General features: G+C 33.8%; 20 protein-coding genes and 4 tRNA genes. 21 read left to right on the forward strand and 3 right to left on the reverse strand.

Going from position 1 to position 26,515, the window contains the following annotated elements:
* On the reverse strand, nt 1-978 hold the full coding sequence (locus tag GXM16_RS04065; RefSeq protein WP_163392965.1) for a peptidoglycan DD-metalloendopeptidase family protein: 978 nt from the start codon (nt 976-978) through the stop codon (nt 1-3).
* Between the two features lie 275 nt (nt 979-1,253).
* Here GXM16_RS04065 and alaS point away from each other — a divergent pair, with 275 nt between their 5' ends.
* On the forward strand, nt 1,254-3,890 hold the full coding sequence (gene alaS / locus GXM16_RS04070; protein WP_163392967.1) for an alanine--tRNA ligase: 2,637 nt from the start codon (nt 1,254-1,256) through the stop codon (nt 3,888-3,890).
* Nucleotides 3,891-4,297: 407 nt separating this feature from the next.
* Here alaS and GXM16_RS04075 read toward each other — a convergent pair whose 3' ends face one another.
* On the reverse strand, nt 4,298-6,043 hold the full coding sequence (locus tag GXM16_RS04075) for an ABC transporter ATP-binding protein (protein ID WP_163392969.1): 1,746 nt from the start codon (nt 6,041-6,043) through the stop codon (nt 4,298-4,300).
* 206 nt (nt 6,044-6,249) lie between these two features.
* Between GXM16_RS04075 and GXM16_RS04080 the strand changes: the two genes are divergently transcribed.
* The 7 genes from GXM16_RS04080 to GXM16_RS04110 all read left to right on the forward strand — a co-directional run bounded on the left by GXM16_RS04080 (nt 6,250) and on the right by GXM16_RS04110 (nt 17,878).
* On the forward strand, nt 6,250-7,047 hold the full coding sequence (locus GXM16_RS04080; RefSeq protein WP_163392971.1) for a hypothetical protein: 798 nt from the start codon (nt 6,250-6,252) through the stop codon (nt 7,045-7,047).
* Nucleotides 7,048-7,109: 62 nt separating this feature from the next.
* On the forward strand, nt 7,110-8,060 hold the full coding sequence (locus tag GXM16_RS04085) for a GSCFA domain-containing protein (protein WP_163392973.1): 951 nt from the start codon (nt 7,110-7,112) through the stop codon (nt 8,058-8,060).
* A 175-nt stretch (nt 8,061-8,235) separates the two neighbouring features.
* The gene (locus GXM16_RS04090) at nt 8,236-13,338 is read left to right on the forward strand and encodes a translocation/assembly module TamB domain-containing protein (RefSeq protein ID WP_163392975.1); all 5,103 of its coding nucleotides are present in this window, start codon (nt 8,236-8,238) and stop codon (nt 13,336-13,338) included.
* Nucleotides 13,322-15,637, forward strand: coding sequence for a translocation and assembly module lipoprotein TamL (gene tamL, locus GXM16_RS04095; protein WP_163392978.1), 2,316 nt, complete (start codon nt 13,322-13,324; stop codon nt 15,635-15,637). The genes GXM16_RS04090 and tamL overlap by 17 nt, the downstream gene beginning before the upstream one ends.
* Before the next feature lie 113 nt (nt 15,638-15,750).
* Nucleotides 15,751-16,233 carry a 3'-5' exonuclease gene (locus tag GXM16_RS04100; protein ID WP_163392980.1) on the forward strand — a complete coding sequence of 161 codons (483 nt, stop codon included), beginning with the start codon at nt 15,751-15,753 and terminating at the stop codon, nt 16,231-16,233.
* Between the two features lie 85 nt (nt 16,234-16,318).
* Nucleotides 16,319-17,590 carry a DUF2851 family protein gene (locus GXM16_RS04105; RefSeq protein WP_163392982.1) on the forward strand — a complete coding sequence of 424 codons (1,272 nt, stop codon included), beginning with the start codon at nt 16,319-16,321 and terminating at the stop codon, nt 17,588-17,590.
* 60 nt (nt 17,591-17,650) lie between these two features.
* Entirely contained in the window at nt 17,651-17,878 is a 228-nt protein-coding gene (locus GXM16_RS04110) for a PspC domain-containing protein (RefSeq protein ID WP_110348653.1), read from the forward strand.
* A gap of 74 nt (nt 17,879-17,952) precedes the next feature.
* Here the strand turns inward: GXM16_RS04110 and GXM16_RS04115 are convergent, their stop codons facing one another.
* The gene (locus tag GXM16_RS04115; RefSeq protein ID WP_163392984.1) at nt 17,953-19,401 is read right to left on the reverse strand and encodes an amino acid permease; all 1,449 of its coding nucleotides are present in this window, start codon (nt 19,399-19,401) and stop codon (nt 17,953-17,955) included.
* A gap of 250 nt (nt 19,402-19,651) precedes the next feature.
* Between GXM16_RS04115 and GXM16_RS04120 the strand changes: the two genes are divergently transcribed.
* The 13 genes from GXM16_RS04120 (at nt 19,652) to rplK (ending at nt 26,511) form a co-directional block, all read left to right on the forward strand.
* The gene (locus tag GXM16_RS04120) at nt 19,652-20,539 is read left to right on the forward strand and encodes a ComEA family DNA-binding protein (RefSeq protein WP_163392986.1); all 888 of its coding nucleotides are present in this window, start codon (nt 19,652-19,654) and stop codon (nt 20,537-20,539) included.
* A gap of 12 nt (nt 20,540-20,551) precedes the next feature.
* Nucleotides 20,552-21,694 carry an acyl-CoA dehydrogenase family protein gene (locus tag GXM16_RS04125; RefSeq protein ID WP_163392988.1) on the forward strand — a complete coding sequence of 381 codons (1,143 nt, stop codon included), beginning with the start codon at nt 20,552-20,554 and terminating at the stop codon, nt 21,692-21,694.
* Between the two features lie 147 nt (nt 21,695-21,841).
* On the forward strand, nt 21,842-22,036 hold the full coding sequence (rpsU, locus tag GXM16_RS04130) for a 30S ribosomal protein S21 (RefSeq protein WP_026730435.1): 195 nt from the start codon (nt 21,842-21,844) through the stop codon (nt 22,034-22,036).
* A gap of 121 nt (nt 22,037-22,157) precedes the next feature.
* On the forward strand, nt 22,158-23,051 hold the full coding sequence (locus GXM16_RS04135) for a tyrosine-type recombinase/integrase (RefSeq protein WP_163392990.1): 894 nt from the start codon (nt 22,158-22,160) through the stop codon (nt 23,049-23,051).
* 34 nt (nt 23,052-23,085) lie between these two features.
* The gene (gene hpf, locus GXM16_RS04140) at nt 23,086-23,388 is read left to right on the forward strand and encodes a ribosome hibernation-promoting factor, HPF/YfiA family (RefSeq protein ID WP_025571150.1); all 303 of its coding nucleotides are present in this window, start codon (nt 23,086-23,088) and stop codon (nt 23,386-23,388) included.
* 90 nt (nt 23,389-23,478) lie between these two features.
* Nucleotides 23,479-23,552: transfer RNA gene (locus tag GXM16_RS04145), tRNA-Thr, on the forward strand.
* 60 nt (nt 23,553-23,612) lie between these two features.
* Nucleotides 23,613-23,693, forward strand: a tRNA-Tyr gene (locus GXM16_RS04150).
* An 80-nt stretch (nt 23,694-23,773) separates the two neighbouring features.
* A tRNA-Thr gene (locus GXM16_RS04155) sits at nt 23,774-23,845 on the forward strand.
* A 55-nt stretch (nt 23,846-23,900) separates the two neighbouring features.
* Nucleotides 23,901-25,088 (forward strand): elongation factor Tu, encoded by a 1,188-nt coding sequence (gene tuf / locus GXM16_RS04160; protein ID WP_026730432.1) that lies wholly within the window; start codon nt 23,901-23,903, stop codon nt 25,086-25,088.
* 66 nt (nt 25,089-25,154) lie between these two features.
* A tRNA-Trp gene (locus tag GXM16_RS04165) sits at nt 25,155-25,225 on the forward strand.
* 19 nt (nt 25,226-25,244) lie between these two features.
* Nucleotides 25,245-25,442 (forward strand): preprotein translocase subunit SecE, encoded by a 198-nt coding sequence (secE, locus tag GXM16_RS04170; RefSeq protein ID WP_008466927.1) that lies wholly within the window; start codon nt 25,245-25,247, stop codon nt 25,440-25,442.
* A gap of 10 nt (nt 25,443-25,452) precedes the next feature.
* Nucleotides 25,453-26,004: a transcription termination/antitermination protein NusG gene (gene nusG / locus GXM16_RS04175; protein ID WP_163392992.1), complete on the forward strand. Its 552-nt coding sequence runs from the start codon at nt 25,453-25,455 to the stop codon at nt 26,002-26,004.
* Nucleotides 26,005-26,073: 69 nt separating this feature from the next.
* Nucleotides 26,074-26,511 (forward strand): 50S ribosomal protein L11, encoded by a 438-nt coding sequence (rplK, locus tag GXM16_RS04180; protein WP_025572417.1) that lies wholly within the window; start codon nt 26,074-26,076, stop codon nt 26,509-26,511.
* Nucleotides 26,512-26,515: the final 4 nt, after the last annotated feature.

A 26,515-nucleotide genomic window follows, 5' to 3' on the forward strand; every position in this document is an offset into this window, starting at 1 on the left:
TTAATCTAATGACTGGTTTTCCTGATTTGCCATTTGCGAAATTGCCACATATTCTGCTGCCGAAATATTTCCGTAATAAAAATTAAGCGGATTTACCACTTTTCCATCTTTGTGAACTTCGTAATGGCAATGCGGGCCTTCTGATCTACCTGTACTTCCTACGTAACCAATAACGTCACCACGTTTTACTTTTTGTCCGGGTCTGCAATTGTATTTGCTTAAATGCGCATACAAACTTTCATATCCAAAACCATGCCTGATGACTACATGGTTTCCATAACCGGATGCAGAATTGTCTGCTCTTGCTACAATGCCATCGCCGGTAGCATAAATAGGTGCTCCTGTATTAGCGGTGAAATCCATTCCGTTATGCATTTTCCGCACTTTCGTGAAAGGATCAATTCTGTATCCAAAGCCCGATGCAACGCGTTTCAGGTTTTCATTTCTTACTGGCTGAATGGCAGGTATTGCTAATAATAAATTTCCTTTTCTGCTCGCCAGTTTCAATATTTCGTCTAATGATTTCGACTGGATAGCAAGTTCTTTCGAAAGTCTGTCGATACGCTTTGTAGTATTTAAAACTAATTCTGAATTGTTGTAACCTTCTAAATCTTTATACCGCTTTGGATCTCTGAATCCTGCTTTTCGAATTGAATCCGGAATTTCAGTTTTGTTAAAGTAAGTCCTGTAAATATTATTGTCTCTCTCTTCCAGGGCCTCCGTCACAGCATCAATCTGATCCATTTTTTTATTTAAAATAGCATATTGCAGTTTCAGGTTTTCGATTTCCCGTGCCTGTAAACGATCTTTTGGCGTTTCGAAATAGGGAGTGTTAATTAAAAGAACAAAAATTAAAAAGCCAAATAATGCCGAAGCCAGCAAAAACAGCATAGCATAGCCAAATTTTATTCTTTTTTTGGTTTTTATTTTCGTATACGCCAGATTTTCTGAGTCGTAATAATATTTTACTTTCGCCATATTTTAAAATACGCTATTTTTGCACCTTGTAAAATAAGTTAGACACACAAAACCAAAAAATGTTTCAGCTGTAGACTGCATTTTACAAAAACAAAATCAATTAGATAATTGGGGCAAATTAGATAATTAGATAATGCGCAAAATAAGGAATTTATTGTTCTAAACGATAAGTTTTTAAAATCGATTTTAAAATTAACGCATGATCAAATTCACTGTTTTCTAATTCTCTAATTATCAAATTGACACATTAAATTGACACATTTTCTAATTTAAATATGAAATCACAAGACGTACGTAAACAATTTCTGGACTTTTTTAAAAGCAATGGACACTTAATTGTCCCATCTGCCCCAATCGTGCTTAAAGACGATCCAACCCTAATGTTCAATAACTCGGGAATGGCCCAGTTTAAAGAATTTTTCTTAGGAAATGGAACTCCAAAAAGTCCAAGAATAGCCGATACACAAAAATGTCTTCGTGTTTCAGGAAAACATAACGATCTTGAAGATGTTGGTTTTGATACCTATCATCATACTATGTTTGAGATGCTAGGTAACTGGTCTTTTGGTGATTATTTCAAAAAAGAAGCAATTAACTGGGCATGGCAATTATTGACAGAAGTTTATAAAATCCCTAAAGAAAATCTTTACGTTTCTGTTTTTGAAGGAAGCAAAGAAGATAACGTTCCGTTTGATCAGGAAGCCTGGGATATTTGGAAGACATTAATTGATGAAGACCGAATTATTCTTGGAAACAAAAAAGATAATTTCTGGGAAATGGGAGATCAGGGACCATGCGGACCTTGTTCTGAAATTCACGTTGATTTACGTCCTGAGTCTGAAAAAGCTTTGGTTACAGGGAAAAGTTTGGTAAACAACGATCATCCGCAGGTAGTTGAAATCTGGAATAATGTATTCATGGAATTCAACCGTAAAGCAGACGGATCTCTTGAAAAACTTCCTGCACAGCACGTTGATACCGGAATGGGATTTGAGCGTTTGTGTATGGCATTGCAGGGAAAAACTTCTAATTATGATACAGACGTTTTTACTCCGCTTATTGAGAAGGTAGAGCAGATTACAGGTTTAAAATATACGTCTGATGAAGTTAAAGACATCAGCGAAGAGCAAAATAAAACCAATATTGCCATTCGTGTTGTAGTAGATCACGTTCGTGCCGTTGCTTTTGCAATTGCAGACGGACAGTTACCATCTAATACAGGAGCGGGTTATGTAATTCGTAGAATTTTGCGTCGTGCAATTCGTTATGGATTTACATTTTTAGGAACAAAAGAGCCTTTTATCAATAAATTGGTAGAAGTTCTGGCAAACCAAATGGGAGAATTTTTCCCGGAAATCAAATCGCAGCAGCAATTGGTTACCAATGTAATTCGTGAAGAAGAAGCTTCTTTCTTAAGAACTTTAGATCAGGGATTACAATTGCTGGATAATGTAATTGCAGAAACTAAAGGACAAGAAGTTTTGGGCGCTAAGGTTTTTGAATTATACGATACTTTTGGATTCCCAAAAGATTTGACAGCTTTGATTTTAAAAGAAAAAGGATTCTCTTATAATGAAGAAGAATTCGAAGTTGAATTACAAAAGCAAAAAGCGCGTTCCCGTGCTGCTTCTGAAGTTTCTACAGAAGACTGGAATGTTTTGATTCCTGGAAACGTTGAAACGTTTGTTGGTTACGATAAAACAGAAAACGAAGTAAAAATTACGCGTATCAGAAAAGTAGATTCTAAAAAAGATGGTGTTTTATACCAAATCGTTTTAGATAATACACCATTTTATCCAGAAGGAGGTGGGCAAGTAGGAGATAAAGGAACGCTTGTTTCTGCAAATGAAACAATCGAAATTATCGATACGAAAAAAGAAAACAACTTAATCCTGCATTTTGCAAAACAGCTTCCGGAAAATGTACAAGCAGGTTTTGTGGCGAAAGTAAATACAGATTTAAGAACATCAACTTCAAAAAATCACTCGGCTACGCATTTGATGCATTTGGCTTTGAGAAACATTTTGGGAACTCATGTTGAACAAAAAGGTTCATTGGTAAATCCAAATTACTTGCGTTTTGACTTCTCTCATTTCAGCAAAGTTTCTGACGAAGAAATTAAACAAGTTGAAGCTTCTGTAAACGCTCAGATTGAAGCGCAATTACAGTTAGTCGAACATAGAAATATTCCGATTAAAGAAGCATTAGATAAAGGCGCAATGGCTTTATTTGGGGAAAAATACGGTGATACTGTTCGTATGATCGAGTTTGGAGACAGTAAAGAATTATGCGGTGGTATTCACGTAAAAAACACAGCAGATATCTGGCATTTCAAAATTATTTCTGAGGGTGCTGTTGCAGCTGGGATTCGCCGTATTGAAGCGATTACTGGTGATGCAGTAAAGAATTTCTATGTAAATCAGGAAAATACTTTAGCAGAGATAAAAGAAACACTTAAAAATCCACAGGATATTTTAAAATCTGTTACTTCTCTTCAGGATGATAATGCAAAACTGAAAAAACAAGTTGAACAATTGCTTAAGGAAAAAGTTGGCGCATTAAAATCTGAATTAGAAAAATATTTTACAGAAGTAAACGGTGTAAATTTCCTTGCGAAACAAGTAGATTTAAGCATGGCTTCTACGAAAGATTTAGCTTCTGTTTTAGGAAGTTCTAAACCGGATTCGTTTGTGTTTCTGGTTTCTATAGAAGAGGGACAGCCAAATATTCACTGTTACATTTCTAAAGAATTAGTTGCGAGCAAAAGCTTAAATGCAAATGCTGTAATTAAAGAATTAGGAAAATATATTGAAGGAAATGGAGGAGGTCAGCCTTTCTTCGCTTCAGGAAAAGGTAAAAATACTTCTGGTATTGCTGAGGCTTTGGCACACGCAATTGATTTTGTGAAGTAATTTTAAGCTAGTAAGTTACTGAGATACCAAATTTCTAAGTTTTCTCTAGCTTATTATAAATAATTAAACGCGACAGGTTTTAAAACCTCTGTCGCGTTTTTTGTTTAACAGCCACAAATTAAAGGATTAAAATGATTTTCACCTCACATCTGTCATTTCGACGAAGGAGAAATCCCCGTAAGTAGCTCCGTTACAAAGGAATTAGTTTGTCGAGTTTCTCGCGAAGATTTCTCCTTTGGCGAAATGACAAATATTGCGTTTAATCTTTTTTAATAAAGAAAAAACTTAAATAAAAAAAAGCAGAGTCGCAAAGGATTAAAAAGCTTTGCGACTCTGCGTCTTTGAGAGGTTCTTTCTTTCAAAAAAACTTAGAAGCTTAGCTCCTGAGCATCTCAGGGCCTTAAAAATTACTTACGCTCACCAATTTGCTGGCGCCACATTGCGTAATAAAGCCCTCTTTCTACAATTAGATCCTCATGTTTTCCTTGCTCAATGATTTTCCCTTGTTCAAGCACAAAAATTCGATCAGCATGCATAACAGTAGACAAGCGGTGTGCGATTAAAACCGTGATTCTGTTTTGATCTGAAATATTTCTGATTGTAGCATTGATTTCTTCTTCAGTAATAGAATCCAGGGCAGATGTAGCTTCATCAAAAATCAATAAATTCGGATTTCTTAAGATGGCCCTTGCGATTGACAGACGCTGTTTTTCTCCACCAGAAACTTTAATTCCGCCTTCGCCAATTGTGGTGTTTAAACCGTCCTCGGCACGAATTAGTAATTTTTCACAACTGGCTCTTTTCAGGGCATCATACAAATCTTCATCGGTTGCATTTGGTTTTACGAATAACAGGTTTTCACGGATTGTTCCTGAGAATAATTGTGCATCCTGAGTTACAAATCCGAGTTGTTTCCTTAAATCGAGCAGGTCAATTTCTGTCGAATCAATATCATTATAAAAAACCTTGCCTTCTGCAGGAGTGTATAATCCGACTAATAATTTTACCAAAGTTGTTTTTCCGGAACCAGACGGGCCAACAAAGGCTACGGTCTGTCCTTGTTTAATCTCAAAATTAATATTTTCGACGGCTTTAAATTTGGCTGTTTTGTGCTGGAAACTTACATTCGAAAATAATAAAGACTGAATTGCTCCAACATGTTTTGGGGTTTTCGGGCGAAATTCTTTAGGAGCATTTAAAAGAATCCTGAAATTTTCCATAGAAACTTTAGTTTCGTTAAGCACGATTATAAAGTTCCCCAATTCCTGTAAAGGACCAAAAATAAAAAAGGTAAAAAATACCATGGTAAGTAAATCGCCTACAATAATTTTTCCTCCAAAAAGGAAATAATATAATGTAAAAACGACACAGGTTCTTAAAAAGTGGACGGTCGTTCCCTGAATAAAGCTTAAACTTCTGATAAAACGAACCTTTTCTAATTCAAGATGCAGGATTTTAAAGGTGTTTAAGTTCAGACGCTTTTCTTCCTGATAGGTTAAGCCAAGACTTTTTACCAATTCTATATTTCTCAAACTTTCTGTTGTAGAACCAGCCAATGCGTTAGTTTGATTTACAATTTTTTTGGAAACAATTTTTATTTTTTTGCCCAGATAAGAACTTACTAAAGCAATAATTGGAGCTGTAACTAAAAAGATAAGTGAAATACGATAATCAATTCGGGCAATGTAAATAATGACAAAAACAAATCCAATAATTGTTTGGAAAATAAGCGAAATGGAAAGCGTAATCAGTTTTTCGGAATCAGAACGCACTTTAGTTAATTTACTTAAGGTTTCCCCGCTTCGCTGATCTTCAAATTCGGCATAAGGTAAATCAAGTGATTTTTTAATTCCGTCAGTATACATCTGAGCACCTGTTCGCTGAATCACAATGTTGGTAAAGTAATCCTGAAAATTTTTGGTAATTCTCGAAATCATCGCAGCACCAAGAGAAAGCCCAAGCCAGAAAGATAATGATTTGATAAAACCCATTTCATTTCCATCGTATTTATGCAGGCCAACGCCACAATCCTGCATTAATTTACCTGTAATAATAGAGTCTGATAAACTGAAACAAATGTTAATAGTAGCCATAATCAAAGCAAAAAATAAAAGCATTTTATGTTTGATTATATAAGAATATAGTAATTTCATAGATATTTAAAAAAATGGAAGATGCAAAAGTAAGCAAATGTTTTAGTTTCTGAATTTGATTTTAGTTATTAAATATCTAAATTATTTGCTAATAGTAGTTTTCCGAAGGTTAATTTATGTTTTATAAATATAAAGGGGTTAAGGACAAATTGTCTACTTTTACCTTATAAACACTTAGAAAATACACTAAATAATTTTAAAAAAAAATGATAAAAAAGATTTTTTTGCTTATTGTTATATTATTTTCATCCTATTCATTTGGACAGAAAATAAAGAATGGAACATCATCAAATGAAGCAAAAGTTTTGTTAAAGAAAGCAGTGTGTACAGATAGCAGAGGAATTACAACTACTTTTTATAATTATATTGGAAATAAGATTGTTAGTATTACGAATGACAGAAAAGATAAAAATATGTTTTTTACGTATACGGGTGATTTAATTACTAAAATTGAAACTAAATTTCCCGATAGCGAAAAAACTAATTTTAATACTATTTTGGAGTATGATAATAAAAATAGATTAAAAAGTGCTAAAAGACTATTTTTACATAGGAATGAAGGAGAGCTTTCTGAATATACATATAAATTAGATGGTTCTATAATAGAAACTGAATATACTGGTGATTTGAAAATACAAAAAATTAAATCAGAAGATACAAATATATATTATTTGAAAAATAAAGAAATAGTTAAAAATGAAGTAGGACAATTTCGCAGTAATGTAAATTCTTATTCATTTGATGATAAGAACAGTCCTCATAAAAATATCTTAGGATTTGACAAAATTAAGATAATATTACCAACTTTTGAAGGTGTAGAACACAACTGTTTAAATTATGAGTCATCCTATGGAGGTGAAATAATTACACTTAAAAGTAAAATCACTTATAATTCAGATAATTACCCTTCTATAAGAGAGATAACAAAAAAAGTATCCTACAGAGGAGCTTCAGACAGTAAAATTCCTGAAAAATTTTTTAATTCTATAGAATTTTTTTATTGAAAATATTGATTGTGAAAGATGAAAATTTATCTTTTTAACTCACAAATTTATTTTTGTTGTATATGCAATTCAGAACCCAAATCCCAATTTTAAAAAGCAGCGCTCCCATCGATTATAATTCGAAGTTATTTTCTGTTGGTTCCTGTTTTGCAGAAAATATGTCGGCTAAATTTGATTATTATAAATTGCAAAATGAAACAAATCCGTTTGGGATTATTTTTAATCCGGTTTCAATTGAAAAAATATTCAGGAGGGTTTCTGAACAAAAATTATTTGAAGAAAAAGATATTTTCTTTCACAATGAGCGCTGGCATTGTTTTGATGTGCATTCAGATTTAAGTAACTCTGATAGGAAAGAATTACTCGAAACATTAAATAAAGCCATTACCGAAACTCATAAATGGTTAAAAGAAACAACTCACATTATCATTACCTACGGAACTTCCTGGGTTTACAGAAATACAGAAAGCGATCAAATTGTTGCCAATTGCCATAAAGTTCCTCAAAAACAATTTACAAAAGAATTATTAAGTGTTAATGTAATCCAAGAAAGCATCCAAAATACAATTGAACTAATCCGGAATTTAAATCCGAATATACATTTTATTTTTACCGTCTCGCCTGTGCGACACATCAAAGACGGTTTTGTAGAAAATCAGTTGAGCAAATCACATTTATTTTCCGCTCTTCATAAAACCATCAGCCATCAGCCATCAGCCATCAACTATTTCCCTTCTTACGAAATCATGATGGACGAACTTCGTGATTATCGCTTTTATGCCGAAGATATGCTGCATCCTAACCAGATTGCGATTGATTATATCTGGAAGCTTTTCAGTGAAAATTACATTTCAGAAACCAGTTTTTTTGAGATGAAAGAAGTTGATGAAATTCAAAAAAGTCTTCGTCACAGAAGTTTCAGTCCTGAATCAGAACAACACAAGAAATTCCTAACGAAACTTCAACAGAAAATAGATTCATTACGCGAAAAAAATCCTCAAATACACTTTTGATTAATTAACAAAACGCTGTTTTTTATGTTATTGCTAAAATAGAATTAACTATTTGACAGTGGAATTTTAGAATAAATGCATAGAATTATGTAAATTGTTAAAGTAAAATTTTACAATTTTTGTAATTGGGTAATTCTGCTATTATCTCAAGTACTATTTAATTTTTAGTGTGTTTATGAATAAGAAACCGAAACATTTTCTAAAAAAAACACTTCGTATACTTTTATGGTGCGTAGCTTCTGTTATTACACTATTATTATTACTTACCATTTTAATCCAGATTCCGTCAATACAGAATTTTGCTAAGGAAAAAGCAATTTCATACCTGCATAAAAAAATTAAAACTACAGTAAAACTGGATCGTATATTAATTAAATTTCCAAAAGATGTAGTGCTGGAAGGTTTTTATTTTGAAGACCAGAAAAAAGATACTTTATTAGCTGGGAAGTATCTGGAAGTTGACGTTGATCTTTTTAAACTGATCAGCAGTGAACTCGAAATCAATTCGGTTTCGCTTGAAAATGTAAAAGCGAATATTTCCAGAAATAAAGATGGCGTTTTTAACTTCGATTATATCATTAAAGCATTTGAATCAAAAGAACCAAAAGTAGAAGACCCGGATGCTAAACCCTTTAAAATATCGGTAGTAAAAGTCAATCTCGATAAGGTGAAATTCAACTTTAAAGATGATTATTCTAAAAATGATATTCGTGTAAACCTGAACCATTTTGATACCAAATTCAACAGATTCGATTTGGATAAAATGGATTTTGATATTCCGAATATTGATCTGCATGGATTGAAATTAGTATTGAATCAGGATGTTGTTGAGGAAATTGCAGAAGTTTCTGTTAAGACTGTTGATACCATTTCGAAACGAAAAGATTTTAAATTAAAACTGGACAAAATTACCTTGTCTAAAATTGATATAATGTATGATAATAAAGATTCAGGATTAGATTCCGGAATCCGATTAGGAACCTTAAATTTAACGGTTAATGAAATCGATCTTAATAAACAGCTTTTGGATTTTGATGCTTTTGAAGTTAAAAATCTTAAAGGAAATTTACGACTGGGTGCAAAAGATAAGCAGATTCAGGCACCAAGCCTCGACACAACCGCAATAAAGCAAGCTGGCTGGAAAGTTAAGCTGGCAGATGTTGACATTCAAAATATAGATTTCAAATTTGATGATATGCAGTCAAAACCAGTTCAAAAAGGAATTGATTACAGTCATTTGGATCTGGATAAATTCAATCTAAAAGCTGACAAATTATATTATGCAAACGATACGATTTCGGGAAATATAAAAGCCTTGGCGGTTACAGAAAAAAGCGGATTAAATATTCAGTCCTTAAAAACAGACTTTTTCTACGGTCCAAAAAATGCATCCCTGAATAATTTATATCTAAGAACTCCACAGACGCTTGTAAAAGACAAAATTAAAGTGGAGTACAAATCGATTGCCTCGCTGAAAAAAGATCTTGGAAATCTTTCAGTTGATGCAAATTTAAATCAGTCCAAAATTGGATTTAAGGATATTCTGCTTTTTGTTCCGGATCTTCAAAAGCAAAATCCGTTTAAAAGTAATCCAAATGCGATATTGTATCTGAATACGCGTGTAAACGGAAAAGTAAAAGACCTGAACATTCCGAAGTTCGAATTGAGCGGAATCGGAAGTACAAAAGTTTCCCTTTCCGGGAAAATAAAAGGCCTGCCTGATGCTCAGAAATCCTATTATGATTTAGATATTAGAAATCTTTCCAGTACATCAAAAGACATCAATTCGTTTGTACCTGCAGGAACAATTCCGAAGAATATTCAGTTGCCTTCACAAATCAATCTGAAGGGGAAATTTAAAGGTTCGGTTCAGAATTTCAAAACCAATCTGGCTCTAAACAGCAGTTTCGGAAATGCAAAAGTTGATGGTATGTTTGATCAGCGTGTAAAAAACCGTGAAAGATACGATGCTTCTGTAAATCTGACGGAATTTGATTTGGGAAAATTAATCAAAAATGATTCGATTGGAAAAATTTCGCTTAAAGCGAAAGTAAAAGGAACTGGTTTAGATCCAAAAACGGCAAATGCGGCAATTGATGGTTTGGTACAGAAAGCCGTTTTTAACAGATATACTTATAGGGATTTAGCTTTAAAAGGAAACATAGAAAATGGTTCGTTTGCAGTAAAATCAGGAATGAAAGACCCAAACCTGAATTTTGATTTAACCGCAAGCGGAGATACTAAAGATAAATACCCAACAGTAAAATTAAAGCTCAATCTCGATATTGCCGATCTTGAAAAACTGAATCTTCATGCCGGTCCAATGAAACTACGCGGAAATGTTGATGCAGACATCACCAACAGTAACCCCGATTATTTAAACGGAAAAGTGTTTCTTTCGAATATTCAGATTTTACAGAAAGAGGAACCAATTGTTCTGGATTCCATTAGAGTTTTGGCTTTCGCCGATAAAGACAGCATTTCGATAAAAATTTCATCACAGTTTTTAAAAGCTGAAGTTGTCGGGAAATATAAATTGACAACCTTGACTACAGCCATTAAAAAGTCAATTTCTAAGTATATTGATCTTAAAAATCCAAGAGTAAATGCGGAATCAGATGAACAGCGACTGGCTTTTACTCTAAAAGTAGACAATGATCCTGTGTTGTTTAAATTAATTCCGAAACTTACAGGTCTGGAGCCTTTAACTATTACTGGAAATTACAATAACCAAACAGATTCGCTACAGGTTAAAGGAATAATTCCGAGAATTGTTTATGCGGATAATACCATTTCTGACGGAAAAATCAATATTGAAGCCAAAGAAAATGCTTTAGAATATTCAATTTCTGTGGCTACTATTGAAAGCGGCTCGCTAAAAATTCCGTATACAAGTTTATCTGGTCAGGTAGAAAATAATATTTTGACTTACGCACTTGAAGTTCAGGATGTAAAAGAAAAACAACAATATTTTATTGCAGGAGAATTTAAGGCAGAAGATTCTAAAAACATCTTTAAAATCGATGCTGAAACCTTTGTTCTTAATTACGAAAAATGGAATATTGATCCTGAAAATGCTGTTGAATTAGGTGATAAAAGACTTTACATCAATAAATTTTATTTGTCTAATGCAGGGAATGAATTAAAAATTCAGTCACAGGGAACTCAGAACAATGCGCCTTTACAGGTTGATTTTGTGAATTTCAAAATTGAGACCATTCTGAATATGGTCAAAAAAGACAAATTGTTGATGCAGGGATTGATAAACGGTTCGGCAGTGGTAGAAAACGTCATGACTAATCCAACTTTCACATCCGATTTAAAAATTGATGACTTTACTTTTAAAGGAGATAAAGTGGGAGATCTTGAAGTAAAAGTAGACAACAAAACCAATAATACGCTTGCAGCAAATGTACAATTAACCGATGAAGGGAACGACTTAAAACTTGATGGAGATTACAAAATAGATACGGGAACTTTTGATTTGAATGTTGATATCAACAAATTAAACATCAAAAGCGTTCAGGGTTTCAGTATGGATAATATTTCAGAGGGAAGCGGTTATTTGTCAGGAAATTTTAAAGTTACCGGAACGACTAAAGCACCACAAATTAACGGTGAATTGAATTTTAATGATGCAGCTTTCAGGGTTACACAGCTTAATTCTTATTTTAAAATTGGAAAAGAAAAAATCACGTTTAATAATGAAACTATTTCGTTTGACAAATTTTCTCTTTTAGACGAAAACGACAATGAATTGTTTGTAGACGGAACAATCAGATCGGCAGATTTTACCAAATTTGATTTTGATCTTTTAGTTCAGGCAAACGATTTCAGAGCTATAAATTCTAAGGCAAAAGACAATGATCTGTTTTATGGTGATTTGTTTCTGGATACCAAATTAAACATTAAGGGAAATCTGGACAGCCCGGTTGTTGACGGCACAATCAAAATCAATAAAGAAACAGAATTTTCAGTGGTATTGCCACAATCAGATCCTTCAATTGCAGATAGAGAAGGAATTGTAGAGTTTGTGAACGAAGATAATATGTACCTCAAACAAACGATTGATTTACAAAATGAGCTTAATCAGTCGGAGTTGAAAGGGATGAATGTAAACGTTGCTATTACGATTGATAAGGAAGCTGAACTGAATTTGATTATCGACAAAGGAAATGGTGATTATTTGAAATTAAAGGGAGAAGCCGAACTCGTTGGAGGAATTGATCAGTCCGGAAAAACAACCTTAGTTGGAAAATATGAATTCTCAGATGGTGCGTATGAAATGAATTTCAACGGAATAAAAAGAAAATTTAATATTCAGAAAGGAAGTTATATTACCTGGAACGGCGAGCCGACCATGGCAAATGTTAATATTACAGCGGTATATAAAGTAAACACAGCACCAATTGATTTATTAGGAACTCAGCTTTCAGGCGAAAGTTCGACTATCAGAAACACTTACAAGCAAAAACTTCCGTTTCAGGCCTTGTTAAAAATGAAAGGCGAATTGATGAAGCCTGAAATTTCTTTTGGAATTGAGCTTCCTGAAGGAAATTACGATGTTTCTACTGATGTTGTAACGCTTACCCAAACGAAACTGAAACAATTGGAGCAGGATCCGGCCGAACTTAACAAGCAGGTTTTTGCCCTTATTTTATTAAACCGATTTGTAGGCGAAAATCCGTTTGCGAGCGAAAGCGGTGGGGCCAGTGCAGAATCAATTGCCAGACAAAGTGTTAGCAAGATTCTTTCGCAACAGTTGAATAATCTGGCGAGCGAATTGGTTACAGGTTTTGAAGTGAATTTTGATTTAGAATCCACAGAAGATTATACTTCCGGAACCATGGAAAACAGAACCGATCTGAATGTAGAAGTTTCTAAAAAATTACTCGACGACCGATTGAAAGTAACCGTTGGAAGCAGTTTTGGAGTCGAAGGTCAGGAACGCGCCAATGAAGAAAGTACTAATATCGCCGGAGATGTCGCCCTGGATTACCAACTTACCAAAGACGGGCGTTATATGGTTCGTGCGTATCGAAAAAACCAGTATCAGGTTGCTGTAGAAGGTCAGGTTGTAGAAACCGGAGTGGCTTTTATTATTACGATGAGTTATAATAAATTCAGAGAGCTTTTTCATCGTACGGAGAAAGAAAAGGAGCTGATAAGAGAAGAAAAACTTCGTAAGGAAAAAGAGAAGCAAAAAAAGAAAGAAAAGAAGGAAAAAGAGGAAATACAACCCGAAAATCAAATTGAAGGAAATGAGCAAAAAACGTAATCATATAGAGAAACAATATGTAAAGTATTTTGTGCTGCTGTCTTTATTTTTTGCTTTGGGATGCAGCAATACCAAATACTTACCTGAAGGAGAATTATTATACACAGGAGGTTCTGTAACCGTAAAAGATTCTGTAATAAAAAGAAAAGACAGAAAAGCACTGGAAACAGAAATGAAGGGTTTACTGCGTCCTAAACCCAACAAACAAATTTTAGGATTACGCCCTAAATTATGGATTTATAATATTGCCGGAGAGCCTAAAAAAGAAAAAGGACTTCGGTACTGGCTTCGAAATAAAGTAGGTGAGCCGCCGGTTCTCTTCAGTCAGGTTGATTTAGATTATAACAGTTCAATACTGCGAAATTTCTCTGAAAACAGAGGATATTTTAAAACACGTGTAAGTGCAGATTCTACCGTTTCCAACAAAAGAGTTACTGCAGAATATACCGTTTTACCTAAAAAACAATACATCATCAAAAGTGTCACGTTTCCGGATGATTCTTTAAAGATGTCAAAAATAATTGCAAGATCAAGCCGAAGAAGCCTTTTAAAAGTCGGAAAACCGTATGATTTAGATATTATCAAAGCCGAAAGAGAGCGAATCGATGCAAGACTAAAAGAAAGAGGATATTACTATTTTAATCCGGATTATATTCTCGCCAAAGTGGACAGTAGTAAAGGCGATCATGAAGTAAACATTAGGTTAGTAATAAAAGACGATGCTCCGGTAAAAGCGTTAACAGCTTATAAAATTGACAAAATTTTTGTTTATCCAAATTATTCATTAACAAATGATAGTGTGGTTTACAGAAAAAAAGACATTAAGCAATACAAAGATTTTACCATAATAGATACGGCAGATACTTTTGAACCCCGAATTTTTGACAGGACGATTTATTTTAAAAAAGGAGATTTATACAACAGAAAAGATCATAACCTGACTTTAAACCGATTTGTTAATCTGGGGACTTTCAGCTTTGTAAAAAATGAATTTAAAGTTTCGGACAGTATCCCAAAAACATTGGATTCCTATTATTATCTGACCTTGTTGCCTAAAAAGTTTATTCGTGTTGAGATTTTGGGGAAAACCAATTCGGCAAGTTACACTGGTTCAGAAATCAATGTGAACTGGAATAACAGGAATTTTTTCCGTGGGGCAGAATTATTTACTTTTTCAATATTTGGAGGAGCCGATTTTCAGCTTGGCGGACCGAATAAAGGAAGGAATATTTATAAACTCGGAGCCGAGACCAGTTTGACATGGCCAAGATTTATATCGCCTTTTAGTATTCAGGGCAACAGTGAATTTGTTCCGAGAACCAAAGCAACTTTACGTTATGAATATCAAAAACGAACCCAGTTATATGCCTTAAACTCGTTTAATGGTTCATTTGGTTATCTGTGGAAGGAAAACATTCGCAAAGAACATCAGTTAAATGTGATAGATATTACCTACGTAAGTCCTAACCATGTTACAGCTGAATATTTGGAAGATATTAAGAAAGATGAAGCGTTAGGAAGGGTAATTGAAAAGCAGTTGATTTTTGGCCCAACCTACAATTACACATACACGAACACTATGCAGAAGCGTAGAAAAAATACAATTTATTTTAATGGAGAACTGGATTTGGCCGGAAATATAACAGAGTTAGTTACCGGTGCAAATGTTAAGGAAGATAATCAAAAAACAATATTTGATGTTCCTTTTAGTCAATACGTAAAGGTAAAAACAGATTTTAGACATTATCTAAAACTCGGAAAAGATAGTGAACTTGCCAGCAGAGTGATTTTGGGTGCCGGGTTTGCATACGGAAACTCTACTATAATGCCAACATCAAAACAATTCGTAATAGGCGGGACTAATAGTATCAGGGCATTCAGAGCAAGGACTTTAGGGCCGGGAAGTTATGTAGTTCCTGAAACCACAGCCAATTATGTTCCGGATCAGACAGCCGATTTGAAATTGGAATTCAACACAGAATACAGGGCAAAGCTTTTTAGTATAGTAAAAGGAGCAGTCTTTTTCGATGCAGGAAATATTTGGCTTTTAAATGCAGATCCTAATAAACCCGGAGCCGAAATTTCAAAAGATTTCATGAAACAAATTGCTGTTGGAGCAGGAGTAGGGTTACGTTTTGATGTGTCTTTTTTTGTTTTAAGAACCGATCTGGCAATTCCGCTTAGAAACCCTTCATTACCGGACGGACAAAGATGGGTAATTGACGATATCAATTTTGGAAGCGGTTCATGGAGAAAAGATAATTTAATTTTGAATATAGCAATCGGATATCCATTCTAAGTTATTTCTCTAATAAACTTTTGTTCTATTTTAATTTACTAAAGTTTTAAATTTGTACAATTCAAAAATTGCTTTAATAACTTAGCAATTTCAAATTTTAAAATTTTATCAAATTGACTTTTACTGCTATAGATTTTGAAACTGCGACAGCTTACCACCCATGTTCTGTTGGAATTGTTACCGTAGAAAACGGGATTATTACAGACGAGTTTGTTACTTTAATCAAACCTCCCAATAATGAATACAATCCATTTACCATTCAGGTTCACGGAATTTATCCTCGTGATACTATAAATGCAAAATCTTTTTTACAGATATACCCTGAAATCGAGAAACGTTTGAAAAATAGGGTAGTTGTAGCTCATAACGAAAGTTTTGATCGAAATGTTTTAATCAAATCAATGGCCTTACATGGATTGCATTACGAAGATTTGAATATTGCAAGCCGTTGGGAATGTACAGTGAAAATCTATAAAGCAAAAGGATTAAAACCAACTAGACTTAGCGATTGCTGTCGTGAAATGAAAATTCAGCTGAATCATCATGAGGCATTATCTGATGCAAGGGCATGTGCAAAATTATATTTAATGAAATAATTTCATTTAATGAGCCTTGAAATTGTAATATTAATACTATTTTTCGTATTTTAGAGTATTATAAAACAATATTAAAGTTTAAAAAATGAAAGAAGATTTTCTTCATTATCTCTGGAGGTTTAAAAAATTTGATACCCTGAATTTAAAAACAGTAAACGAGGAAGAAGTTACAATTATCAATACAGGAAATTATTTAGAACTTGCAGGACCAGATTTTTTTAATGCACAAATTAAAATAGGAGATCAAAAATGGGCTGGAAATGTTGAAATACATTTAAAAGCTTCTGACTGGTATTTGCATCTTCATGAAAAAGACACAGCTTATGAAAATGTGATATTACATGTTGTATGGGAATATGATGCTGATATTTACAGAAGAAATAATGCTGAAATTCCCGTATTGGTTTTAAAGGATTATGTATCTCCTGAAACCATTTTAAATTACAACACACTAAAATCACCAAAGTCATGGATTTATTGTGAGAAACAAATTGCCAATATTCCGGGATTTGTATTTAAAAATTGGCAGGAACGCTTATTTTTTGAACGTTTAGAAAGAAAATCGCAAGCTATTTATGATCTGCTTAAGGAAACCAATCAGGATTGGGAAGCGGTTTTATTTTGCTTATTGTCTAAGAATTTTGGCTTGAATACAAATGGGAATGCATTTCTGCAATTAGCTAAAGCAATTCCGTTTTCCATTATTCGTAAAGAAAGTTTTGAGCTGGAAAATCTTGAAGCTTTATTTTTTGGAACTACTGGTTTATTAGATGGGGATAAGGAAGATGTTTATTTTAAGGATTTAAAATTTAGATATTTCTATCTTTTGCATAAATACCAAATAGAAAAAGTATATATAGAGCCAGTTCAGTTTTTTAAACACAGACCGGATAATTTCCCTACAATTCGTCTTTCGCAGTTAGCCGCTTTATATCATAAGCATCAAAACCTGTTCTCTAAAATAATTGACTTGAAATCCATTAATGGTATTTATAAAGTATTTGATGTTTCAACAGGTTTGTATTGGAAAAATCATTATCAATTTGATAAAGAGAGCCCAAAGAAAACTAAATCATTATCTAATTCATTTATAGATTTATTGGTCATAAATACGATTGTTCCCTTGCAGTTTGCCTATGCTAAAATGGTAAATGAATCAATTGCAGAGGATTTAATTTCTATTTTAGATGGTATATCTCCGGAGAAGAATTCTATTATTGAAAAATTTAATTCATTTGGGATCTCTTCTCAAAATGCGTTTGAAACACAATCTTTATTACAGCTTAAAAGTCAATATTGCGATAGTAACGGTTGTATGAAATGTGCTGTTGGTATGGAGTTGTTAAAAAGCAATTAGCTAAAAAAATAGGTCAATTGAAAATTTTGTATTTTTGCGCTAAACTTATAACTTCAAAACATGTCGCTGATTTTAAAACTGAAATTCTTTTTCGAAAAATACGGTTTCCATGTATCTTCCAGATTAGCTGATAAACTCGGAATGCGTGTTACTAATGTCCGGCTGTTTTTTATTTATATTTCGTTTGTTACGGCAGGATTATGGTTTGGAGTATATCTTACTTTAGCTTTCTGGATTAAACTAAAAGATTTAATTAGGGCTAAAAGAACTTCTGTTTTTGATTTGTAAAATTATCTCAGGTATAAAAAAAGGATTATAAAATTAACTTTATAATCCTTTTTTTATTTTCTATAACTGAATCCTTATCCAGGATTGTTCAATTTACTGTTTTTCTTGCCATATACAAAGTAGATAAGGACTCCTAATGCCATCCAGATTACAAGTCTCGCCCAGCTTTCGTTTGGTAAAGAATACATTAAAGCAAAACAGATAATAATACCCGCGATAGGCACAAATGGAACCCATGGAGTTCTGAATGCTCTTGGTGCTTCCGGCATTTTCTTACGCATAACCATAACGCCTATACAAACCAATACGAATGCTAATAAAGTTCCGATACTTACCATATGCCCTAAATCACTAACAGGAACAAGTCCGGCAAATAAACTAACAAATATTAAAAAGAAAAGATTTGTTTTCCATGGAGTACGAAATTTTGCATGGATTTCGCTAAAGAAAGGAGGTAGTAAACCATCTTTGCTCATAGTGTAAAACACACGGCTTTGGCCCATTAACATCACTAACATTACTGAAGTGTAACCTGCTAAAATAGCTACAATTAGACCAGTTTGTAAAAAGTCATATCCTGTTACAGCAAAAGCAGTTGCAGCAGGTTTTGCATCTCCAGCAAATTTATAGTAAGGTACAAGTCCAGTCATAACATGAGAGAACAATACATATAATAAGGTACATATTATCAAAGAACCTAAAATACCAACAGGCATTCCCTTTTGGGGATCTTTAGCTTCTTGTGCTGCAGTCGAAACTGCATCAAAGCCAATAAAAGCAAAAAAGACAGTGCCTGCACCTGCTGCAATTCCTGACCATCCAAATTTTCCGAATACGCCAGTGTTTTCTGGAATGTATGGAGTGTAATTAGTTGTATCAATAAATTTCCATCCTAAAACTATAAAAATGATAACTACTGCAACTTTTACAACAACAAGAATATTGTTTATTGTAGCAGATTCTTTAGTTCCTTTAATCAACAATAAAGAAAGTAACGAAACAATAAAAATTGCCGGTAAATTAACAATACCGCCTTCTATTACTGTGCCATTACTCAAAGTTAATTTTTCCCAGGGAGAACAAATTAAATCAGGAGGAAGATGAATGTTAAATTTGGCCAATAGTTCAAGAAGATATCGTGACCAGCTTACACCTACAGTTGCTGCTCCCAGAGCATATTCTAAAACTAAATCCCAACCGATTATCCAGGCCATAAATTCTCCCATCGTTGCGTAAGAATAAGTATAGGCACTACCTGCAACCGGAATCATCGAAGCAAATTCTGCATAACATAAGCCAGCAAATGCACATCCTATAGCAGCTAAAACGAATGATAATGTTACCGCTGGTCCTGCATGATCTGCAGCTGCAATTCCTGTTAGGGAAAATAGCCCTGCTCCAATAATTGCTCCAACTCCAAGTGCAACAAGCGAACGTGAAGATAAGGTTCTTTTTAATCCTTTTTCAGATTCGGATGCTTCACCAAGCAATACCGAAAGAGGTTTAGTTTTCCAAATTGACATATTATAAATATTGGTTTATTGTTATTAAGCTTCAAATGTATTGTTTTTTATAAAAAATAAAAACAATTATAAACTTTTAAGTTATAAAATATATAATTTTTGTTTAGAAATGATTAAAAAAGTTTTATTTAATCTTAATTGCTTTACGTTGTTAACAAATTTATTTTTTGATGTTTATTTATTTTTAAAATAAAAAATAATGGTAATTTTCTTATAAATTTACAAAATATATTTACTATTAAACTAAAAAATGAATTTTAAAGATATTGCACAGCATTTAAGATACACAAGCAAGCAGCGTAAAGGGATTTTTTTTCTTTTAATTTTGATTATTGCTTTGCAGTTGTTTTATTTTTTCTCTGATTTCAGTCAGCCAGAAATGATAAATGGTGAAGAACAGGATTGGCTGGCTTTACAATCTGAAGTTGATTCTTTAAAAGCACTCAACCAGGGTTATGAACGTAAAATTTATCCTTTCAATCCCAATTTTATTTCAGATTATAAAGGATATAAGCTGGGAATGTCAATGGAAGAAATTGACAGGCTTCTTGCTTTTAGAAAAGAAAATAAATATGTTGGTTCTGCTGCAGAATTTCAGAAAGTCACCAAAATTTCGGATTCTTTATTAGATGCTATTTCGCCTTATTTTAAATTTCCTGCGTGGGTTCAGAATAAAAAAAACTTCAAAAATTATAGTAAAGAATATACATTACAATCATTTTCTAAAAAAGAAAAAATAGTTGTTTCAGATATCAATCAGGCAAGTAAGGAAGATTTGATGAAAGTTAAAGGGGTTGGAGAAGCATTATCAGTGCGGATTTTAAGCCAAAAGGAAAGTTTAGAGGCTTTTGTTTCAATGGAACAAATAAATGATGTCTGGGGATTATCTACGGAAGTTATAGTTGAATTGAAAAAACATTTTAAGGTTTCGTCTTTCCCAAAAATTAAAAAAATCCCCGTAAACGATGCCTCTTTAAAAGAATTAGCTCAGTTTCCGTATTTTAGATATGCATTGGCAAAACAAATTGTAACCTATAGAAGTATGAACGGCAATATTAAAAATATTGACGATTTATCAAATATTAAAGGTTTTCCTGTTGAAAAAGCAAATATAATTGGCTTATATTTGGAGTTCTAAAAACAGATTATAATGAATTTTGATTACAATGAAACGCAATCTATGATTGCCCAATCGATAAAAGACTTTTCTGAAAAAAATATAAGACCTTATGTAATGGAGTGGGATGAAGCGCAAATTTTTCCAATTCCATTATTTAAGAAATTAGGAGAAATGGGATTTATGGGTGTTTTGGTTCCTGAAGAATACGGAGGGTCTGGCTTAGGGTATCATGAATATGTAACAGTAGTCGAAGAAATTTCAAAAGTTGATCCTTCCATTGGACTGTCGGTTGCTGCTCATAATTCATTATGTACAAATCATATTTTGACTTTTGGAAATGAAGAACAAAAGAAAAAATGGCTGCCCAAACTTGCAACAGCAGAACATATTGGGGCTTGGGGCTTGACCGAACACAATACGGGTTCTGATGCAGGTGGAATGAATACAACAGCTGTTAAAGATGGTGATTTTTGGATTGTAAACGGAGCTAAGAATTTCATTACTCATGCCATTTCAGGAGATATTGCTGTTGTAGTTGTTCGTACCGGAGAAAAAGGCGATTCAAAAGGAATGACAGCTTTTGTGTTTGAAAAAGGAATGCCGGGATTTACATCAGGAAAAAAAGAAAATAAATTAGGTATGCGTGCAAGTGAAACTGCTGAACTGGTTTTTGATAATTGCCGCGTACATGATACAAATAGATTAGGAGAGGTTGGCCAAGGGTTTGTTCAGGCGATGAAAATACTTGACGGAGGAAGAATTTCTATTGGTGCTTTATCACTTGGAATTGCAAAAGGTGCTTATGAGGCAGCTTTAAAATATTCCAAAGAAAGACATCAGTTTGGGCAGCCAATTAGCAATTTTCAGGGGATTTCCTTTAAATTGGCTGATATGGCAACTGAAATTGAAGCTTCGGAGTTATTATTGCATAAAGCTGCATTCTTAAAACAACAACATAAACCTGTTACTACTTTGGGGGCAATGGCAAAAATGTACGCTTCCGAAGCTTGTGTTAAAATTGCTAATGAAGCTATTCAGATTCATGGTGGTTATGGTTATACAAAAGACTTTCCGGTTGAGAAATTCTACAGAGATGCTAAACTATGTACAATTGGAGAAGGAACAACCGAAATTCAAAAATTAGTTATTTCGAGAAATTTGTTAAAAGGATAAATTTTGTGAATTGTTAAATATATTGGTCAGATGTAAACTGATTATCGCCTTCTATTATTTTACACTAAAAATAATTCGCAATTTATAACTCATAATTCATAATTAATATTTACTTTTGCAGCCTTAACGAAAGGAGGTGTCTATATTATGTTAATTATACCAATTAAAGACGGAGAAAATATCGATAGAGCATTAAAGCGCTATAAAAGAAAATTTGATAAAACAGGAACTGTTCGTCAACTAAGAGCGCGTACTGCTTTTATTAAGCCTTCTGTTATCAAAAGAGCTCAAATTCAAAAAGCGGCTTACATTCAAGGCTTGAAAGATAGTTTAGAGAGTTAATATCAGCTTTTTTAAAATAATTACCGTTAGTCATCAAAATAAATTAACTTTGATGCTAACGGTTTTTTCATGCTTAATTTTTAAGCAGTGATAATGTAAAAAAAAAGATATTCTGTTTGTTATGAAGTCAAATAAAGATGCATTTCGTGATTATCTTGAGCTGGAGAAAAAATATTCGGTACATACTGTTAATGCTTATTTGAATGATGTTTTATTTTTTGAGGCGTTTAATAAAACTCATTTTGATCAGGATGGTATTGAAGGCGTGAATTACAGCCAGATTAGGAGCTGGATTGTTTTGTTGGTAGATGAAGGTGTTTCCAATGTGTCTGTTAATAGAAAAATGGCCTCTTTAAAGTCTTTTTATAAGTTTCTCTTAAAAACAAAACAAATAGAGGTTAGTCCAATGCTAAAGCATAAAGCGCTAAAGACTCCTAAAATTGTTCAGGTTCCATTTTCTGAAAAAGAATTAACTGATTTAATTAAGGAAGTTGGAATTCCGGTTGGTTTTGAAGAGGTAAGAGATAAGTTAATCATAGATCTTTTCTATACAACAGGAATGCGAAGGGCTGAATTGATACATTTAATGATGGTTAATGTGGATTTGTCTTCAAATGTGGTTAAGGTTTTAGGTAAAAGAAATAAAGAGCGTATTATTCCTGTTTTGCCAATCGTTGCCGAGCAGTTTGAAGTGTATTTGAATGAGCGTTCGGCTATTGAGGGAATAGTGGATAAGGATTATTTTTTTATTTCTAAAAAAGGGTTAAAATTAAGCGAATCTTTTGTGTATCGTTTAATAAATTCATACTTTAGTAGGGTCTCTGAAAAGGTAAAAAAGAGTCCTCATGTGCTTCGGCATACATTTGCGACTCATTTATTAAATAACGGAGCAGATTTAAATTCAGTTAAAGAATTATTAGGACATTCTAGTTTGGCGTCTACGCAGGTTTATACTCATAATAGTTTAGCGGAACTTAAAAAGGTATATGCTGGTGCACATCCGAGAAGTAAATAATGGTTCTGAAATGTTTAACCCTAAAATTAGTATTATGAAGGTAGATGTTCATGCCGTTAACTTTACTGTTGACAGAAAGTTGGTTGATTTTATTCAGGAAAGAATGGATAAATTAGAAAAATATTACGATCGGGTTGTCTCGGCAGACGTTTTTTTAAAAGTTGAAAGAACAAGTGATAAAGAGAATAAAGTTGTCGAGATTAAGATCAACGTTCCTGGAGATGAATTTTTAGTAAAAAAACAATGTAAGACTTTTGAAGAAGCAGTTGAACTTTCGGCGGAATCATTAGAGCGTTTACTGGTAAAAAGGAAAGAAAAGATAAGAGCTCATATATAAATGAAATTTTTTTAAAAAAATGTTTTGATACAAAGATAAAATAGCTACATTTGCAGTCCGTTAGAAATAGCGGACTTTTTTATTGCATTCGCCGATGTAGCTCAGCTGGCTAGAGCAGCTGATTTGTAATCAGCAGGTCGTGGGTTCGAGTCCCTCTATCGGCTCAATAAATTTCAAATGCGATTTGAAATTAGTTCTTTAAAATGATGAGATTTTAAAAATCAGGGGAGATACTCAAGCGGCCAACGAGGGCAGACTGTAAATCTGCTGTGTGAACTTCGCAGGTTCGAATCCTGCTCTCCCCACAAATGAATTTTAGATGGTTTTTCAGGTTTTGGTTTAATGAAAGCAAAACGCTGATTGAAACTTTTAAATCAAGGATACTGCCGGTGTAGCTCAGGGGTAGAGTGCTTCCTTGGTAAGGAAGAGGTCTCGGGTTCAAATCCCGACATTGGCTCAAGTAAGTAGGAAATTGAAAATTAATATATAACTAAGATTAAAAATTAAGTAAAATGGCAAAGGAGAATTTTAATCGTTCCAAACCGCACTTAAACATAGGTACAATTGGACACGTGGATCACGGAAAAACTACATTAACTGCTGCAATTACAAAAGTATTGTCAGATGCTGGTTACTGTCAAGCAAAATCGTTTGATCAAATCGATAACGCTCCAGAGGAGAAAGAAAGAGGTATTACTATTAATACATCACACGTAGAGTACGAAACAGCTAACCGTCACTACGCTCACGTTGACTGTCCTGGTCACGCGGATTACGTAAAGAACATGGTTACTGGTGCTGCTCAGATGGATGGTGCTATCTTAGTAGTTGCTGCTACAGATGGTCCAATGCCACAAACTCGTGAGCACATCCTTTTAGGACGTCAGGTAGGTATTCCAAGAATCGTTGTTTTCATGAACAAAGTGGATATGGTTGATGATGCTGAGTTATTAGAGCTTGTTGAAATGGAAATCAGAGATTTATTATCTTTCTACGAATATGATGGAGATAATGGTCCTGTAGTTCAGGGTTCTGCTTTAGGTGGATTGAATAATGATCCAAACTGGGTTCCTAAAATTATCGAATTAATGGAAGCTGTTGATGCTTGGATTGAAGAGCCAGTACGTGACGTTGCTAAACCATTCTTGATGCCAGTTGAGGACGTATTTACAATTACAGGTCGTGGAACTGTTGCTACAGGTCGTATCGAAACTGGAGTTGCTAACACTGGAGATCCTGTTGAAATCATTGGTATGGGAGCTGAAAAATTAACTTCTACTATTACAGGAGTTGAGATGTTCCGTAAAATCCTTGATAGAGGAGAAGCTGGAGATAACGTAGGTTTATTGTTAAGAGGTATTGATAAAGCTGATATCAAAAGAGGTATGGTTATTATTAAGCCAGGTTCAGTAAAACCACACGCTAAATTCAAAGCTGAGGTTTATATCTTGAAAAAAGAAGAGGGTGGTCGTCACACGCCATTCCACAATAACTACCGTCCACAGTTCTACGTACGTACAACTGACGTAACAGGAGTTATTTCTTTACCAGCAGGTGTAGAGATGGTAATGCCAGGTGACAACTTGACAATTGAGGTTGCTTTATTAAGCCCAATCGCAATGAACGTAGGTTTGCGTTTTGCTATCCGTGAAGGTGGTAGAACAGTAGGTGCTGGTCAGGTTACTGAAATTGTAGAATAATTTCTATAAATATTAAAAACAAAGCCAGTTGGTTTTCTTAATTGAAAAAAACAACTGGCTTTAATTACGGGCGTAGTTCAAGGGTAGAATAGCGGTCTCCAAAACCGTTGATGGGGGTTCGAATCCCTCCGCCCGTGCAATAAAAAAATATATCAAATGACAAAAGTTACGAATTATTTATCAGAGGCTTTCGAAGAGTTAAAGTCAAATGTTACTTGGCCTGCTTGGGCTGAGGTTCAAAAATTGACAATTGTTGTGGCTGTATTTTCGATTCTGTTCGCTTTGGCAACTTGGGGAGTAGACGAATTTTTTGCAAAAGCTTTGGCTGGATTTTTTAACTGGTTAAAAGGATAATTTTTTTGTGATGGCAGATAATAATGTGAAAAAATGGTATGTGGTGAGAGCTGTAAGTGGCCAGGAAAATAAGGTAAAAGCTTACATTGAAACTGAGATTGCCAGATTAGGGATGGAAGATTATGTTTCCCAGGTTTTAGTGCCTACAGAAAAAGTGGTTACTGTGAAAGAGGGGAAAAAGATGTCTAAGGATAAGGTATATTTTCCTGGATATGTTATGATTGAAGCTAACTTAGTTGGTGAAATACCTCATATTATTAAGTCTATTACTAGTGTTATTGGTTTCTTAGGAGAGATTAAAGGAGGGGAACCTGTTCCTTTGAGATTGTCTGAAGTAAATCGTATGTTAGGTAAAGTGGATGAACTTGCTGTAAATACAGATACAAGATCAATTCCATATACCCTTGGAGAAACTGTGAAAGTGATCGATGGTCCATTTAATGGTTTTAACGGTACGGTAGAAAAAATCAATGAAGAGAAGCGTAAACTTGAAGTTATGGTTAAGATTTTCGGAAGAAAAACACCACTAGAACTAAGTTTTATGCAAGTTGAAAAAGTATAATTTTTTGTTACATCTATAATATCCACTGTAATCGCTTCCAAATGATTATGGTGTTAAATTTTTTAAAAAATGGCTAAAGAAATTAGTAAGGTAGTTAAACTACAAGTTAAGGGAGGTGCTGCGAACCCGTCGCCACCGGTTGGACCTGCTTTAGGAGCTGCTGGGGTTAATATCATGGAGTTTTGTAAGCAATTTAATGCTAGAACTCAGGATAAACCTGGCAAAATTTGTCCAGTGCAAATCACTGTGTACAAAGACAAATCATTTGATTTTGTTGTTAAGACTCCTCCAGCTGCAGTACAGTTAATGGAAGCGGCAAAGCTAAAGTCTGGATCAGGTGAACCAAATCGTAAAAAAGTAGCTAGTGTTACTTGGGATGTTATCAAAGCAATTGCTGAAGATAAAATGGTAGATTTAAATGCATTCACAATCGAATCAGCAATGAGTATGATTGCGGGAACTGCTAGATCTATGGGTATAACTGTATCAGGAGAAGCTCCTTTTTAATTAA

Source organism: Flavobacterium limi (assembly GCF_010645075.1).
GTDB lineage: Bacteria > Bacteroidota > Bacteroidia > Flavobacteriales > Flavobacteriaceae > Flavobacterium > Flavobacterium limi.